We start from the raw sequence: 15,626 nt of genomic DNA, 5'->3' as shown, positions 1-15,626 counted from the left end.
AAAGATTTCTATTATTTTTTTGAATTTAATTTTTTATAGCTGTTTGGTTCAGATCACTCACATGGAGCTCAAGCAAAAACTCGAAATCCTGGCAGATGCCGCAAAATACGATGCTTCATGCGCATCGAGCGGCACAGACAAACGCACTTCCGCCAATGGTAAGGGGATAGGTTCTACCACGGGTATGGGCATATGCCATAGCTACGCCCCTGACGGACGCTGTATTTCCCTGCTGAAAATATTGCTGACTAATTTCTGCGTGTATGACTGTATCTATTGCGTCAACCGCGTCAGTAGCAATGTGCCACGTGCGCGGTTCAGTGTGGATGAGGTGGTCAATCTTACGTTGAGCTTCTATCGCCGCAATTACATTGAAGGGCTATTCCTGAGTTCAGGCATTATCCGCAACCCGGACTACACCATGGAGCAGGTGGTAGAAGTGGCACGCGTACTGCGAGAAGTGCACGACTTCCGTGGCTACATTCATCTCAAGACCATTCCCGACGCCAGCGCAGAACTGATGGCACGTGCTGGCCTTTATGCCGACCGCCTAAGCATCAATGTTGAACTGCCAACCATTGCCAGTCTGCATACGCTGGCGCCAGAAAAGGATGGCAAGGCTATCCGCCGTTCCATGGGGCAATTACGACTCAAGATAGAAGAAAGCAAGGAGAAGACACTGACTGGCAAACGGCCACCACGGTTTTCTCCTGGCGGCCAGAGCACGCAGATGATTGTCGGGGCGGATAGCACGGATGACCGAGCTATCCTGGATACCAGCGCTCACTTGTATGGCGCTTACCGTTTGCGTCGTGTCTATTATTCTGCCTTTAGTCCGATTCCCGATGCCAGCAAAATGTTGCCGCTCAAGGCACCGCCGCTGGTGCGCGAGCACCGTTTATACCAGGCCGACTGGCTGTTGCGCTTTTACGGTTTTGATGCCGAAGAAATCATCACCGGTGAGGATGGCATGCTGGACCTGGATGTAGACCCTAAGACAGCCTGGGCGCTGCAACACCGCGAACAGTTTCCGGTGGATCTCAACCGCGCACCTAAAGCCATGCTGTTGCGGGTGCCCGGGCTGGGTGTCACCAGCGTCGCGCGCATTTTAGCTGCGCGCAAAGTACGCGCCATACGTTATGATGACCTGACGCGCCTGCGACTGTCTCTGAAAAAAGTGTTACCGTTCGTCGTGCTGCCCGATTACCATCCCGGGCGCAGCCTAGACGATAACCATCTGAAACAACGCCTGCAGCAGCCTGTGCCAGTGCAACAGTTTGGCCTGTTTTAACCATTCATCCGCCTTAGTCGTGTCATTCTTTTATGCAGACCGTCCGCCTGACCAGTGAAACTGATATTGAAGGTTGGCGCAATGCCGCCCGCGCCTTACTTTTGCAAGAGATCGCGCCTGAGCATATCCAGTGGCGTGTCGGACAGCAAACACATGGCTTATTTGATTTGCCGGAAGATGAGATGGCACCAAGCCAGCGGGTGAATCAACGTCCAACCCATCAATTCAAAGTCCCACGCGAGTTTATCGAGCTTTGCCGCCAGGTCATCCTGCATAGGGATCCATCGCGTTTTGCCTTGCTTTACCGCCTGCTATGGCGTTTGAAAGCGCAACCTAAACTGCTACAGCTGTCAGTGGATCCTGATGTGGCAAAGGCGCAAGCCATGGTCAAAGCCGTCCGTCGCGATCTGCACAAAATGAAGGCATTCGTGCGCTTTAGAGAGATTGAGATGGAAAATGGCGAATCCGAGTTTGTTGCCTGGTTTGAGCCCAGCCATCATATTGTGGAAGCCTCCGCACCCTTTTTCACCGGGCGTTTTACCAATATGCGCTGGTCCATCCTCACGCCGGAAATCTGCATGCACTGGGATGGCCACAGGCTGAATTACACCACGGGTGCCAGCAAGGCCGATGCACCGGCCCAGGATGCCGGTGAAGAATTATGGCGGTCTTATTACCGTAGCATTTTCAACCCGGCGCGGCTTAAAGTCCCGGCCATGCTGGCGCAAATGCCCAAAAAATACTGGCGCAACCTGCCCGAAGCGCCACTGATTGCCAAGTTGATTGCAGATTCGTCGCCACGCATGCATGGCATGATCGTTGCAAAGCCCACTGAACCTCAGCGCAAAATCGTGAAATATGTTGCGAAAGAGGAGAGCAGACGACTGCCTGCAGACGCAGGAGGGGTGATAAAGGCATTGCGTGAACTCAACGACACGATGCTGTCCTCAGCAGACTTTCCGCTCGCAGTGCATGCCACGCAAGCGGTATTGGGCCAGGGGGTTGCACCCGCCACCGTCCTGTTGCTAGGCGAACAACCGCAAGAGCAAGATGACCTGGCTGGCCAGCCCTTTACCGGCCAGGCTGGCACATTGCTTGATCAAGCCCTCAATGCGGCAGGAATAGGGCGGTCTGATGTTTACGCTACTAATCTGCTTAAACACTATAAATTCAAGCTACAGGGGAGGCGACGCATCCCTTTAGCGCTTGATGATAGGGATATCCAGACCTATTTGCCCTGGTTGCGGGCCGAGATTGAGATTGTGCAACCATCAGTGATCGTCGCTTTCGGTCCGATTGCGGCGCGTGCGCTTTACGGCAAGGGGATGGAGATAGCTGCGCATGGTAGCAAGCTATTACCGCTGCCGGGTGGTCGGCAGCTAGTAGTAACCATTCAGCCTGCAGTGATCTTGAGCATACGAGATCAGGCAACAAAACAGTTGCGTTACGAACAGCTGGTGAAAGACCTGGCCCTGGCCGCAAAAGCGGCCACGCAGCTGGCGCTTGAAAAAGGTTAAGCGGCTATCGCGCAACGATGCGCATACAGCTGCGAGAGTTCATCACGCAACAGTTTGCATGCCTCATCGTAAGTCACGCGGGAAAGCAGTATGCGGTCACCTTTGGCAGGCACAAACAGAAAGGATTGATTACTCACGTCGGTAATAAACTCACCGACGATGGCTTCATTGATCGTGACAACATCCAGGTTGGCGTGCGGTTCTGATTTTTTGAATTCTATTTTCATGAATATTGCCTTAGTCAGTCTCTTAACATAAAGCGTGGCTTCCGCAGAAGCCACCTCGTTTGCAGCATGATTCACCCTTAGACTTTCATGGGTAATTTCCTCAAGCCCGCTTATGAATAGATTAACGGCAAAAAATGGGTAAATTTATAGGGCAAATGCGCGATAATTTGTAGGAGTATCTTTACGTCTCCGGAGAGTTACTTTCCATTTCCAGCAAGGTTTTCAAATCCTGCCGTCCTTGTTCCATCTGGCTGGATAACGCTTTGCGGTCATGCCTGATTTTCAGGGTGGCTTCCAGCTGCTCCATATCATGCTTTTCAAATTGCTTGATGATCCTGCCAGCCGCTGTGGCGGTTTCGCCTATGATGATCAAGGACTGTTTGGCAGCTTCAAGTGAAGAATAAAAGGTTTCACGTATCGGCTGCAAATCCAGCTCACGTAAATCGAACGCATCGGTTCGGCTCCTTGCCCTCACCACAATTTTCACCTGTGGCCAGCGCTCCTTCACCAGTTTAGCCATCTCCAACGTGGCCTCGACATCATTGACAGCAATCACCAATAGTTTCGCTTCGGCAATCCCGGCTTCTTCGAGTATATCCAGCCGGGAGGCATCCCCATAATAACAACGCCAGCCAAACTGGCGGGTCAAGTCGACCTGGTTAGGGTCATTATCAATCAGGGTGGGCGTAATGCCTTTGGCAATTAATACCCGGCCAACAATTTGCCCAAAGCGTCCAAAGCCGGCAATGATGACACTGTTATTTTCCGGGATCGCGTCTTGGGGGCGCTCTCCACATTGTAAATTCAGGAACCGGTCATATAGTAATAGCAGGATAGGCGTGACCAGCATGGAGACGGCGACAATGGCATTGAGGATATTGTAGGTTTCACGCGAGATAGAGTCCTGCGTCAAGGCCACGCCAAAAATCACAAACGCAAATTCGCCAATCTGAGAAATGGCGGCACCGAATAACAGTTTGTCGCGCAGCGGGTATTTAAACATTTGCCCCAATCCCATGAGTATCGCTAGCTTGGTGGCGACAATCAGTAGCGCAAAGCCAAAAATCAGCATGGGTTGGCTGGCTACCAGTGCCAGGTCGACCGTCATCCCCACCGAAATAAAGAACAAGCCCAGCAGCAGGCCTTTCACCGGCTCAATATCCAGCCTGAGCTCATAGCGGTATTCAGAGTCGGCCAGCAGTACCCCGGCCAGAAAAGTACCTAATGCCATCGAAAGACCTACGGAGGCCATGGCCAGCGAAACGCCAATCACCAGCAATAGCGAAAAAGCGACAAACACTTCACGCATCCCCGTTTGTGCCACCATGCGCATAATCGGCCGCAACACGGTTTTGCTCGCCAGCACAATGGCTGCAATCACCGCGATAGACTGCGTGACCGCCCACAGGTCAAATCCGGATGCGGTTTTATGCGGCGCAATAAACGCCAGCACCATAAATAGCGGAATCACGGACAAATCCTGGAACAGCAAGGTAGCAAATGCAGCCTGGCCGCCTTGCGTGTGTAATAGCTTTTTTTCAATCAGCGCCGTCAGGCCAATGGCTGTAGAAGACATGGCGACCCCCATGCCAATAATCAGCGCTTCAGGCCATGAAAAATGCAATAGATGAGCGATGACGGTGACCAGTGCAATTGTAACGGTGACCTGCATGCCACCCAGGCCAAATAGCAGTTTGCGTAGCTCCCATACCTTTTGCGACTCCAGTTCCAGGCCGATGAGAAACAGCATCAGCACCACGCCAAACTCGGCAAAGTGCAACACATGTTCAGGGTCAGCAATCAGTTTTAACGCAAAAGGGCCAATCAGGATCCCTGCAATCAAATAACCCAGCACCGATCCCAGGCCCAGCTTTTTAAAGATGGGTACCAGAATAATGGCCGAAGCAAGGTAGATGGCTGCCTGTACAAGAAAGTCGGAGTGATTCATGGATGCCTTTTAATGAGAACTGAGGTGTTTTCTGGCGTCTGGCTTGTTGAGGCTAAAGCCAGAGCTGTTTGAAGCAGAAAGTAACATATCGCTGCGGGCAGGTCGAGTATTGGCATGGCGGCATGTAACCATGATTAACAGCCGTTTGCCGGATGAATCTGACAAGAAAATCAGAGTTTTACCCGTGTTGTAGGTGGGTAATTCCTCCTACACTGCGTTAACGCTTTAATTAACCCTCCAACAATAACGTGAATCACAGGTTGCCTTCCATGTTGCCTCCAAATGAATATGCAGATCAGATTTTTGATGTATTAAGGTTTTCCATAGACCTGGCGTGTACCGAGCAGCATTGGTCTACCGTCAGCCGTGACGCTTTGGCCTTTGGCTTCACCCAACGCGATGTCTCTACGGCCTTTGCTTACGCACAGCGGTTTGATCTGTTTATCGCACCCGCCACATTCATTAGCCTCAATTACCGCTCATTCGACCCCTCTGGGCCGTTCCGCACCTTGCCAGGGGTCAGTAAGTTTGAATTAACAATGTCTGTAGAAGGTGAAATCGTCCGCGCTCACCAAAATGACTTTGATGAGCCTGTGGTCGCCACAGATACCTCCATCTGGGGCGAGCTCTCGTTTACCTGATTTGCCCTTCACCTAGGGATCTAGCGCAGGTAACCCACTAAGGTATCCGCTTTTAAATTGCCGGGAGATGACAGCATGAAATATCTCAAGCAAATCAAATATTGGCTGATAGCCCTCGTGGGTTGGCAGGCGGGGCTCGCGCTCGCTACAGAACCGCAGCAATTGTTTGAACCCATCCGCTCCGTGCCGCAGCACCCCCGTTGCCAAAACTGCCATATCCCCGGTGACCAGCCATTACAATTCGACGAAGGCAAACCACATGCCATGCTGGTGAAGCGTGGCCGTGCCGGCATAGGCATGCCCGCCATGGAATGCACCTCTTGCCACCAGCAGAAAAATTCGCCACCCGTGATGGGTGACCACGCTCCGCCAGGTGCACCGCATTGGCAGCTGCCACCTCCGGAAAACAAAATGGTGTTTATAGACCTCTCGCCCAGAGAGTTATGCATGGTCCTCAAAGACCCCAAGCGTAATGGCGGCAAGGATGGACAAAAACTCATCTCTCATTTTGCTGACGATAAGCTGGTAGCCTGGGGATGCCTTGCCCGAATTAAGGGCTTATCTGTATAGTCCCAGTGGCTTAAGGTTGTTTAAACAGCCGACAAATAATGCGTGAAATCTGGTCGTCGCCTCGCCAGATTATTTAAAACCTACGGCACCCCCACACCTCTCGGAAGACCTGCAACGCCACCAGGCCGTACACTTTTTTCATCCAAAACCGGCAAAGTGCGCAACTTCATCCTTCAGCAAGATGGCGCAGAACAAGAAATCCCCACTATACGCAAACTCGCCATTAATAACGGTGACGCCATTGTCGCCGCCGCGCTGGCAGGCATAGGCATCTGCCAACTGCCTACGTTTATGGTGCAAGGCTATTTAACTGAGGGTAAGTTAGAAAAAGTACTGGAAGATTATGGGGTAGGGAGTTTGCCGATTAATGCGCTGTATCCGCAAAACAGGCATTTATCATCGAAAGTAAGGGCGTTTATTGAATGGGTGGCGGAGTTGTTTGCGGAATGTAGCTTGTTGCAAAAAGCTGGTTAAGTGATGAATGTTTTGTAGTAATGAATACAGGGCGATGTATTCGGAGTAATTTTTTTGTTATTAAATCTTATACCGCATAAAATCACACCTTTATAAATATCACAAAATTTGTCGGATTAATAATCTTGAACGCAGTAGAAATTGAAGAAGCTGTTAGTAAGCTCGCGGAGCAGCCGTTTGATGCAGCGGAATTCCCATATGCTTTTTTAGAGTCGTTTGGTAATAAAGAAACTACTATTAAGCGCCTCAAAACAGGCGGAGAGAACAAATCAGATCTTGTTGGCGAAACAACATTTGGAGTTCTTCAACGAAACAATATCCACATAGCAGTATGTAGCAGTGGTGAAACGAATGCCACATTGGATAAACTTCGCATCAGCCCAGCCACTGAAAAGTTTAAAGCAAAATTTATCTTAGCCACGGATGGCACAGACTTTGAAGCCGAAGACCTCACCACAGGTGAAACATTGGCTTGCCGTTATGCCGACTTTCCCAACCATTTTGGGTTTTTTCTCGCCCTTGCAGGCATTTCCACCGTCAAGCAAATCCGCGAAAGCTCGTTTGATATACGCGCCACCAGCCGTTTAAATCGGCTATATGTGGAGCTACTCAAAAACAATCCCGATTGGAGCACTGCTGAGCGTCGCCATGACATGAACCACTTTATGGCGCGCTTAATCTTTTGTTTTTTTGCAGAAGACACTGATATCTTCAACGGCAACAACCTGTTCACCGCCACCATCGAGCAAATGAGCGCAAAAGACGCCTCAGATATTGATTGGGTGATTCGCGAGATTTTTAGAGCCATGAACACGCCAATCCATGCGCGTGCAACAAGTAACTTTAGACCTTGGGCGGATGCTTTTCCTTATGTAAACGGTGGCCTGTTTAGCGATAGCACCGAAACACCCAAATTCACCAAAATCGCCCGTAGCTATTTACTGCATGTCGGCAGTTTGGATTGGACCAAAATCAACCCCGATATTTTCGGTAGCATGATTCAAGCGGTGGCCGATGACGAAGAACGCGGCGCACTCGGCATGCACTACACTAGCGTGCCCAATATACTCAAAGTGCTCAACCCGCTGTTTTTAGACGACCTGAGAAATGAATTAGAAGCCGCAGGCGATAACCCCAGAAAATTAATCAACCTGCGCAAACGCATGGCGCATATCCGCGTGTTTGACCCAGCCTGTGGCAGTGGTAACTTTTTGGTGATTGCCTACAAACAAATGCGGGAGATAGAGGCGGAAATTAACAAACGCCGTGGCGAGTTACACCTCAAAACAGAAATCCCACTCACCAATTTTAGAGGCATAGAGCTAAGAGATTTTTCCGCAGAAATCGCTCGGCTGGCATTGATTATTGCTGAGTATCAATGCGATGTCGTCTATATAGGTCAGAAAGAAGCCTTGCAGGCCTTTCTGCCACTGGATTCGCAAAACTGGATTACTTGCGGAAATGCGCTTAGGCTAGATTGGCTAACGATTTGCCCACCTACTGGCACAGGGGTAAAACTTGTTGCTGATGACTTGTTTAGTTCGTCGCTAGACCAAGCGGAAATTGATTTTGAGAATGAGGGTGGGGAAACTTATATTTGTGGAAATCCACCATATAAAGGTACAAAAAATCAATCCTTAGAACAAAAGAATGATTTAGAAACTGTATTTGAAAAACACTCGGACAGTTGGAAAGTATTGGACTATGTAGCTGGTTGGTACCTTAAAGCGGCTTTATTTTGCCTTAGGACAAAAGCAGGCGCGGCTTTTGTGGCAACTAATTCGATTTGCCAAGGCAATCAAGTACCTGTCTTATGGAACATGATATTTAGGCTTGGACTTAAAATATCTTTTGCTCATACATCATTCAAATGGGCAAATTTAGCATCAAACAATGCTGGAGTTACTGTAATTATCGTAGGAATATCTGCCGAGATTAACGGTAAGAGAGCTATTTACAGTGACCAAGAAATCAGGGTTGTAGATTTTATCAATGCCTACTTGGTACCTTCCAAAGATGTTATTGTAGATAAAGTTTCCAAATCAATTAGCGGTCTGCCAGAAATGGTTCTTGGGAATCAGCCTTACGAAGGAGGCTATTTATTTCTCACTTCTGAAGAGTTAAGTGCGATGCAGTTAAATCATGAAGTAAAAGATAAATTTATTCGTAAAGTCGTTGGTTCAAATGAAGTAATTAACGGTTTAGAGAGATATTGCATATGGATTGAAGATCAAAATCTTAATGATGCATTGACGATTGATTGCATTAATGAGCGCGTCAAAAGTGTAAAATCGTGGAGACTTCAAAGTGCCCGCAAAGGCACTGTTGCTATGGCCGCTAGACCTCACCAGTTTTGTGAAATGAACATTGGCAAGAAATGTTCAATCGCTGTTCCAATTCGTAGTTCAGAGAGTCGTGAGTATTTGCCGGTAGCATTACTTGATAACAAGACGACCATAACAAATTTATCTTATGCAATGTACGACGCACCGATATTTTGTCTGGCAGTAATAGCGTCAAGGCTTCATCTTGTCTGGATTTCTACAGTATGCGGTAAATTAGAAACACGATTCAGTTACTCAAATAAGATGGGCTGGAACACCTTCCCCGTCCCCAAACTCACCGAAAAAAACAAACAAGACCTCACTCGTTGCGCTGAGGATATTCTGCTGGCAAGAGAAGCGCATTTCCCCGCCACCATTGCCGATTTGTACGACCCCGACAACATGCCCGAAAACCTACGCCGCGCCCACGACCGTAACGACGAAGTGCTAGAACGCATCTACATCGGCCGCCGTTTTAAAAACGACACTGAGCGACTAGAAAAGCTTTTTGAGCTGTACACAAAAATGAAAAAATAATAAGGATATATCTAGATGGTATCTGTAAATAAATTTGAGTGTGACAAAACAAAGGCAAGATCCAACTTGGTTAAACATGGTTTGCGATTTACAGAAGGTTGTAGAATTTTTGATGGTCTTACCTTAACTGCTGAAAGTAAGCATAATCAAGAGATTAAAGAACGACGATTTGTAACAATTGGCGCATTAGATGATCAAAGTACTGCAGTTTTAGTATGGACAGAGCGTAAAGGAAATATACGCGTCATTAGTGTAAGGAAAGCCAGTCAAAAAGAAAGAGAAGCATATTATGCCCACATCAAAAAAACGATTAATTGAGATTAGGCAAATGAGTGGAATTGATATGTCCGATATCGATGAACTTGGAGATGAGTTTTTTAAAAGAGCTATCCTAGGTAAACCAGGAGAGGATGTCGTTGCATCAGTAAAAGATGCTTTCAGGGCAATTCCGTCTGTTTCAGTCAATTATTCATCTAATGGAAAATCCACTAAAGCCAATGAGTTAGGTATGCGCGTCATGCAGGAGCGAGCATACGAAAAACGTGGGGAACAATATTTACTGATTAAATCTCCCCCGGCCTCCGGTAAGAGCAGAGCGTTAATGTTTATTGCACTTGATAAGTTAAACAATCAAGGCATTAAAAAGGCGATTATTGTAGTCCCGGAAAAGTCTATCGGAGCCAGCTTCAACAATGAGCCTTTAACAGAATATGGGTTTTACTGGGACTGGGTAGTACAACCAAAATGGAATTTATGTAACTCACCTGGCGAAGATGGTGGCAAGGTTAATTCTGTAAAGGCATTTTTAGAAAGTTACGACAAAACCCTGGTGTGTACACATGCTACATTTCGATTCGCAGTAGATAAATTTGGAGTTGAACTGTTTGATGATTGCTTAATTGCTGTGGATGAGTTTCACCATGTAAGTGCTAACCCAGATAACAAGCTAGGGTTGCATCTGGGCGAGTTTATTAAGCGAGATAGAGTTCATATTGTGGCAATGACGGGCTCTTATTTTCGAGGAGATGCCGAAGCGGTGTTATCTCCACAGGATGAGGGTAAGTTTGAAACAGTCACCTACACTTATTATGAGCAGTTAAACGGATATGAGTATCTTAAAACCCTAGATTTAGGGTATTACTTTTATTCAGGCTCCTATATTGATGAAATTAGTGAGGTATTGGACACAAGACTTAAGACGATTATTCATATCCCTAACGTAAACTCTCGTGAAAGTACCCAGCGAGGGAAAACTACAGAAGTAAGCGAAATTCTGGGTGTCATGGGAGAGTGGAAAGGCAAAGACCCTTTAACAGGATTTGATATTGTAGTGACCGCGGATAATCGCACTTTAAAAGTAGCGGATTTGGTGGATGATGGCCCTGACAGGCATGCCAAAGTGCTTACAGCATTAAAAGACCCTACCCAGAAGAACAATCGTGACCATGTAGATGTGATTATTGCCTTAGGTATGGCAAAAGAAGGTTTTGACTGGATATGGTGCGAGCATGCATTAACAATTGGTTATCGTTCAAGCTTGACTGAAATTATTCAGATTATTGGTCGTGCAACACGTGACGCAAAAGGTAAAACACACTCACGATTTACCAACTTAATAGCAGAACCAGATGCTTCGCAGGATAAGGTAACCGACGCAGTCAACGATACTCTCAAAGCAATTGCTGCAAGTTTGCTAATGGAGCAAGTATTAACGCCCAAATTCAACTTCACTCCTAAAAATCCACAAGCCGCGCCGATGGAAGGTTTTGATTATGGTGAAAATGGTTATCAACCTGGCGGCAACAACGTGGGCTTTAATGAAAATACAGGCCAGTTTCATATTGAGATAAAAGGGTTGGTTGAACCAAAAAGCAAAGATGCAAAACGAATTTGTCAGGAAGATTTGAACGAGGTAATTACAGCTTTTGTTCAAGACAAAACCAGCATTGAACGTGGTTTGTTTGATGATGAAATCATTCCTGAAGAATTAACACAAATCCGCATGGGTAAAATCGTGCGTGATAGATATCCCGAGTTGGATGATGGCGATCAAGAGGCTGTTCGCCAACATGCGATTGCTGCGATGAATATGACTCAACAAGCTAAACAATTCATCAATGAGCATCCAGATGCCACTGAAAATGGGCGTCTAGGTAGTACAGCGTTTATTCAAGGGGTGAGAAGGTATGTAACCGATGTAACGGATTTAGATATTGATTTAATTGATCGTATTAATCCGTTTAGTGAGGCGTATGCCATTTTATCTAAAGCGATGACCGAGGAAAGTTTGAAACAGGTACAGGCAATTATTACCGGTAAAAAATTAACTATGTCAGCTGAAGAGGCGCGTGATTTGGCAAGGCGAGCTGTTACTTTTAAAAATGAACATGGGCGTTTGCCTTCACTTACCGCTGCTGATCCTTGGGAAAAGAAAATGGCCGAAGGTGTGGCTTACCTCGCGCGAATGAAAGCAGAGGCAGGTCGTGGCTAAGTCTGATTTTACGGATGAAGATGATGCTTTACTCGCCGAATTGGGTGTAGAGGTAGAGGTTAAGGGGAAAAATAGTCACACACCTCGTGAAGAGCGGATTATTGCTGGCTTTGAAGAAATTGAGCGGTTTGTTGAAATTAATGGAAGATTGCCTCAACACGGAGAAAGCAACGATATTTTTGAACGTCTGTATGCTGTCAGATTGGATCAAATACGGGCATCTGCAGAGTGCAAAGCTCTTTTAGAAAGCATGGACAAACATGGGTTGTTTACTAATAATCCAAACGTCACTAATACAGATTTGGATGCTTTAGATGATGATGCGTTACTTGCTGAACTTGGTGTTTCTGAACCTACCGCCAATGACATTAGGCAGCTTAAGTATGTGAAATCTCGTGCTGAAAGAAAAGCTGCAGAAGAAGTAGCTCAGCGTTCATATTGTGAAGATTTTGAGCACTTTAAGTCTTTGTTTGATCAAGTGCAGGCTGAAATTAAGGCCGGTGTACGTAAAACTATGCTTTTTAAAGAGGATGCCAGCATTAATCAGGGAGAGTTTTTTATCCTGAATGGACAGTTGGCATATGTTGCGGAAAGTGGAGAGCCTATTAAAGCACCGAATGGCGAGGCAGATGCTCGTCTCCGTGTTATTTATGATAACCAAACTGAAAGTAATATTTTGCGACGTTCTCTGCAAAGAGCATTGTACAAAGATGAGGCTGGACGCAGAGTCTCTGACCCCAATGCAGGGCCGTTATTTGACTCCATAACCAACGAAGATGACATCGAAAGCGGCACTATTTATGTGCTTAGAAGCAAATCTGATCATCCGGAAATTGCTTCTCGATCAAGCGTACTGCATAAAATTGGAGTAACTGGGGGCAATATTACAACTCGTATCGCTAATGCAAAGTTAGATCCAACCTTTTTAATGGCTGATGTTGAGGTTGTGGCTACATATGAGTTGTATAACATCAATAGAATTAAGCTGGAAAATTTGATACATCGTTTTTTAAATTCAGCCAGGTTAGAAATTCACATCAAGGATCGATTCGGGAATCCTATATACCCTCGAGAATGGTTTCTGGTACCACTTTTTATCATTGATGAAATGGTAGAAAAAATAAAAGATGGGACTTTAAGTAACTACAGATATGACGTAGAAACGGCGAAATTGGAACTTCACTCCTTGGAGCTTGGATCGAAATCAAAATGAGCGAAATTAATTTATATAAATTGCAAGCTGGTAAAGCTGTAGAGTTAAAGAGCACTTCATTCGACTTAGAAAAACGACTTCAAACATTAATTGAAAACAATCTTGAGCAAATTCTAGGCGTTCGATTTCTTGCGAGCGAATACTATACTGGAAAGGTTCATGCTGGGCGCATTGATAGTTTAGGTATTGATGAAAATGGCAGCCCGGTAATTTTGGAATACAAACGCTCTAGTGGCGAAAACGTAATTAACCAAGGGTTGTTTTATCTAGATTGGTTAATGGACCATAAAGCGGAATTTGAACTGTTGGTGCTCAAAAAGTATGGTCAGCATGTCTCTGATACTATTGATTGGTCACAACCCCGCTTGATCTGTATCGCAGCAGATTTCACCAAATACGATGCGCATGCAGTGCAGCAAATGCAGCGTGATATACAGCTGATTCGTTACCGCTTGTTTGAAGGTGATTTATTGCTATTTGAATTGGTGAATTCAACTACTGCCGCTACAAAATCTGTCAAACCCTTAGATAAATCAAAACCAGGTAAAACAGGTGATAAAACCTATGCTGAATGGTTGGGTGATCTGTCACCGGAATTACTGCAGTTATTGGCATCCTTAGAGGAGTACATTTTTTCTTTGGGCGATGATATTCAAAAGAAAGAACTCAAGCTCTATTCAGCATTTAAGCGGATTAAAAACTTTGCCACAGTGGTTTTGCAAAAAAACAAACTGCTATTGTTCTTGCACCTGAATCCTTCGGCTTACCCATTACTACCAGAGAATGCCAGGGATGCAAGCCAAATTGGACATTGGGGAACTGGTGATTTAGAGCTGAGTCTTTCCACCTTTGATGATTTAGAAAAGGCAAAAGCTTTGATTGTTGATGCTTATGAGGGCAAGAGGTAATTATTCTTATTCTCTAACCCAAAGTTTAATATGACGCAGCTAATTCTTTATACCAGTGAAGACGGTCAAGCCCAAGTGCAACTTAGAGCTGATCGGGGTACGGTCTGGCTTACTCAGCGGCAAATGGCAGAGTTATTTAATGTTTCCACAGATAACATAAGCCTACATCTAAAGAATATTTACGAAGATAGCGAGTTACAGTTAGAGGCAACTACCGAGGAATCCTCGGTAGTTCAAATTGAGGGTGGTCGTGAAGTGCGTCGACACGTTACCCTCTACAATCTCGATGCCATCTTGGCCGTAGGTTATCGCGTGCGCTCACCGAGGGGTGTGCAGTTTCGCCGCTGGGCCAGCACTGTGTTGGCAGAGTACTTGCGCAAGGGCTTTGTCATGGATGACGAGCGCCTGAAAAATCCTGATGGCCGCCCGGATTATTTTGATGAAATGCTGGAGCGCATCCGGGATATTCGTGCCTCGGAAAAGCGTTTTTACCAGAAAGTGCGAGACCTGTTTTCGTTAGCCAGTGACTATGATAAAACGGACCAAGCCACGCAGCAGTTTTTTGCCACTGTGCAAAATGTGTTGCTATATGCCGTCACACAACACACCGCTGCTGAGATCATTCTTGCCCGTGCAAACCCTGATGATGCCCATTTTGGTTTGTTGACCTGGAAAGGTTCGCAAGTGCGCAAGCAGGATATCGTTGTGGCGAAAAACTACCTGACCGAAGACGAAATTGATACGCTCAACCGTTTGGTGGTGATCTTTTTGGAAACGGCTGAGTTACGCGCCAAGCGCCAAACAATAACGACTATGGCTTTTTGGCAGGAGAATGTTGGGCAGATTATTACCAGCAACGGCTTTCCGCTGCTGAGTGGTGCTGGCTCTGTGAACCATGCACGTATGGAGTCTAGGGTTGGTGAGTTATTTGCTGGCTATGATGAGCGCCGCAAGCTTGATGAGGCGCAGGCAGCAGATCTGCAAGATGAGGCTGAATTGAGTGATTTAGAAAAAAGAATCAAAAACCGCACGGGCAACTAAGCATCAGCGATGCGACTACGATAGTGATCAAATGGAAAACGCAGAACCCACCCGCGAAGAAGTAAATGCTCTCACCGGCGCCACCGTTCTTGAGTTTGGCGCCAGCTGGTGCGGCTATTGCAAGGCTGCGCAACCTACGATTACTTCTGAACTGGCTAATTTCCCCAATATCCGCCACATTAAAATTGAAGATGGCAAAGGCCGCAGGTTGGGCAGGACGTTTCAGGTGAAGTTATGGCCGACGCTGATTTTGATGAAAGATGGTGTTGAGCTTAAGCGCTTGGTGAGGGAGATTGACGCGGGGGAGTTGAAATCTGGATTAGCGTTGATTTCAGCGCAGCAGGCGGGTGGGTAGCACTGGCTTCTTGAACATCAGGCCCCATGAGGTTTGCATCTCAATTTCATCAAAGGGTTTGGGTTTACTATAGAAGTAGCCTTGCACAA

The 15,626-nt window shown here is 46.5% G+C and carries 14 protein-coding genes; 12 read left to right on the top strand and 2 right to left on the bottom strand.

All coding sequences use genetic code 11. The features are described 5' to 3' along the window. Positions 1 to 61 precede the first annotated feature (61 nt). A complete protein-coding gene (locus tag F463_RS0111205; RefSeq protein WP_018987184.1) occupies positions 62 to 1,291 on the top strand; it encodes a putative DNA modification/repair radical SAM protein in 1,230 nt (409 codons plus the stop codon). A gap of 32 nt (positions 1,292 to 1,323) precedes the next feature. After that, positions 1,324 to 2,808, top strand: a complete 1,485-nt coding sequence (locus tag F463_RS0111200) for a TIGR03915 family putative DNA repair protein (RefSeq protein WP_018987183.1) — start codon at positions 1,324 to 1,326, stop codon at positions 2,806 to 2,808. Here the strand turns inward: F463_RS0111200 and F463_RS0111195 are convergent. Next, positions 2,805 to 3,035 (bottom strand): hypothetical protein, encoded by a 231-nt coding sequence (locus F463_RS0111195; protein WP_018987182.1) that lies wholly within the window; start codon positions 3,033 to 3,035, stop codon positions 2,805 to 2,807. The two genes, F463_RS0111200 and F463_RS0111195, sit on opposite strands and share 4 nt — an antisense overlap. A 181-nt stretch (positions 3,036 to 3,216) precedes the next feature. After that, positions 3,217 to 4,983 (bottom strand): glutathione-regulated potassium-efflux system protein KefC, encoded by a 1,767-nt coding sequence (locus F463_RS0111190; protein WP_018987181.1) that lies wholly within the window; start codon positions 4,981 to 4,983, stop codon positions 3,217 to 3,219. Between the two features lie 269 nt (positions 4,984 to 5,252). Between F463_RS0111190 and F463_RS0111185 the strand changes: the two genes are divergently transcribed. From F463_RS0111185 to F463_RS0111140, 10 genes are all read left to right on the top strand, one after another. Then, positions 5,253 to 5,624 carry a hypothetical protein gene (locus F463_RS0111185; RefSeq protein ID WP_018987180.1) on the top strand — a complete coding sequence of 124 codons (372 nt, stop codon included), beginning with the start codon at positions 5,253 to 5,255 and terminating at the stop codon, positions 5,622 to 5,624. Between the two features lie 75 nt (positions 5,625 to 5,699). Continuing rightward, positions 5,700 to 6,194, top strand: a complete 495-nt coding sequence (locus tag F463_RS14375; RefSeq protein ID WP_018987179.1) for a hypothetical protein — start codon at positions 5,700 to 5,702, stop codon at positions 6,192 to 6,194. 42 nt (positions 6,195 to 6,236) lie between these two features. After that, positions 6,237 to 6,668, top strand: a complete 432-nt coding sequence (locus F463_RS14515) for a LysR substrate-binding domain-containing protein (RefSeq protein WP_245545227.1) — start codon at positions 6,237 to 6,239, stop codon at positions 6,666 to 6,668. Between the two features lie 125 nt (positions 6,669 to 6,793). Next, positions 6,794 to 9,529 (top strand): class I SAM-dependent DNA methyltransferase, encoded by a 2,736-nt coding sequence (locus tag F463_RS0111170; protein WP_018987178.1) that lies wholly within the window; start codon positions 6,794 to 6,796, stop codon positions 9,527 to 9,529. Positions 9,530 to 9,544: 15 nt separating this feature from the next. Then, entirely contained in the window at positions 9,545 to 9,847 is a 303-nt protein-coding gene (locus F463_RS0111165) for a BrnT family toxin (RefSeq protein ID WP_018987177.1), read from the top strand. Beyond that, a complete protein-coding gene (locus F463_RS0111160) occupies positions 9,819 to 12,020 on the top strand; it encodes a DEAD/DEAH box helicase (protein ID WP_245545226.1) in 2,202 nt (733 codons plus the stop codon). The genes F463_RS0111165 and F463_RS0111160 overlap by 29 nt, the downstream gene beginning before the upstream one ends. Further along, positions 12,013 to 13,233 (top strand): GIY-YIG nuclease family protein, encoded by a 1,221-nt coding sequence (locus F463_RS0111155; RefSeq protein ID WP_018987175.1) that lies wholly within the window; start codon positions 12,013 to 12,015, stop codon positions 13,231 to 13,233. Before F463_RS0111160 ends, F463_RS0111155 begins: the two co-directional genes overlap by 8 nt. Continuing rightward, entirely contained in the window at positions 13,230 to 14,141 is a 912-nt protein-coding gene (locus F463_RS0111150; RefSeq protein ID WP_018987174.1) for a DUF5655 domain-containing protein, read from the top strand. Before F463_RS0111155 ends, F463_RS0111150 begins: the two co-directional genes overlap by 4 nt. Positions 14,142 to 14,171: 30 nt before the next feature. After that, a complete protein-coding gene (locus F463_RS0111145) occupies positions 14,172 to 15,182 on the top strand; it encodes a virulence RhuM family protein (protein ID WP_018987173.1) in 1,011 nt (336 codons plus the stop codon). A 31-nt stretch (positions 15,183 to 15,213) separates the two neighbouring features. After that, positions 15,214 to 15,537: a thioredoxin family protein gene (locus F463_RS0111140; protein WP_018987172.1), complete on the top strand. Its 324-nt coding sequence runs from the start codon at positions 15,214 to 15,216 to the stop codon at positions 15,535 to 15,537. The last annotated feature ends 89 nt before the right edge of the window (positions 15,538 to 15,626 follow it).

It is taken from the genome of Methylophilus methylotrophus DSM 46235 = ATCC 53528 (genome assembly GCF_000378225.1).
Classification (GTDB): domain Bacteria; phylum Pseudomonadota; class Gammaproteobacteria; order Burkholderiales; family Methylophilaceae; genus Methylophilus; species Methylophilus methylotrophus.
The sequence above is the reverse complement of the archived record's forward strand: the minus strand, read 5'-3'. Positions and strand labels throughout refer to the sequence as shown.

Excerpts from the sequence above, each read along its gene's own strand:
- F463_RS0111205 (WP_018987184.1), top strand. The coding sequence starts at position 62 with ATGGAGCTCAAGCAAAAACTCGAAATCCTGGCAGATGCCGCAAAATAC.
- F463_RS0111200 (WP_018987183.1), top strand. The coding sequence starts at position 1,324 with ATGCAGACCGTCCGCCTGACCAGTGAAACTGATATTGAAGGTTGGCGC.
- F463_RS0111195 (WP_018987182.1), bottom strand. The coding sequence starts at position 3,035 with ATGAAAATAGAATTCAAAAAATCAGAACCGCACGCCAACCTGGATGTT.
- F463_RS0111190 (WP_018987181.1), bottom strand. The coding sequence starts at position 4,983 with ATGAATCACTCCGACTTTCTTGTACAGGCAGCCATCTACCTTGCTTCG.
- F463_RS0111185 (WP_018987180.1), top strand. The coding sequence starts at position 5,253 with ATGTTGCCTCCAAATGAATATGCAGATCAGATTTTTGATGTATTAAGG.
- F463_RS14375 (WP_018987179.1), top strand. The coding sequence starts at position 5,700 with ATGAAATATCTCAAGCAAATCAAATATTGGCTGATAGCCCTCGTGGGT.
- F463_RS0111165 (WP_018987177.1), top strand. The coding sequence starts at position 9,545 with ATGGTATCTGTAAATAAATTTGAGTGTGACAAAACAAAGGCAAGATCC.
- F463_RS0111160 (WP_245545226.1), top strand. The coding sequence starts at position 9,819 with ATGCCCACATCAAAAAAACGATTAATTGAGATTAGGCAAATGAGTGGA.
- F463_RS0111150 (WP_018987174.1), top strand. The coding sequence starts at position 13,230 with ATGAGCGAAATTAATTTATATAAATTGCAAGCTGGTAAAGCTGTAGAG.
- F463_RS0111145 (WP_018987173.1), top strand. The coding sequence starts at position 14,172 with ATGACGCAGCTAATTCTTTATACCAGTGAAGACGGTCAAGCCCAAGTG.
- F463_RS0111140 (WP_018987172.1), top strand. The coding sequence starts at position 15,214 with ATGGAAAACGCAGAACCCACCCGCGAAGAAGTAAATGCTCTCACCGGC.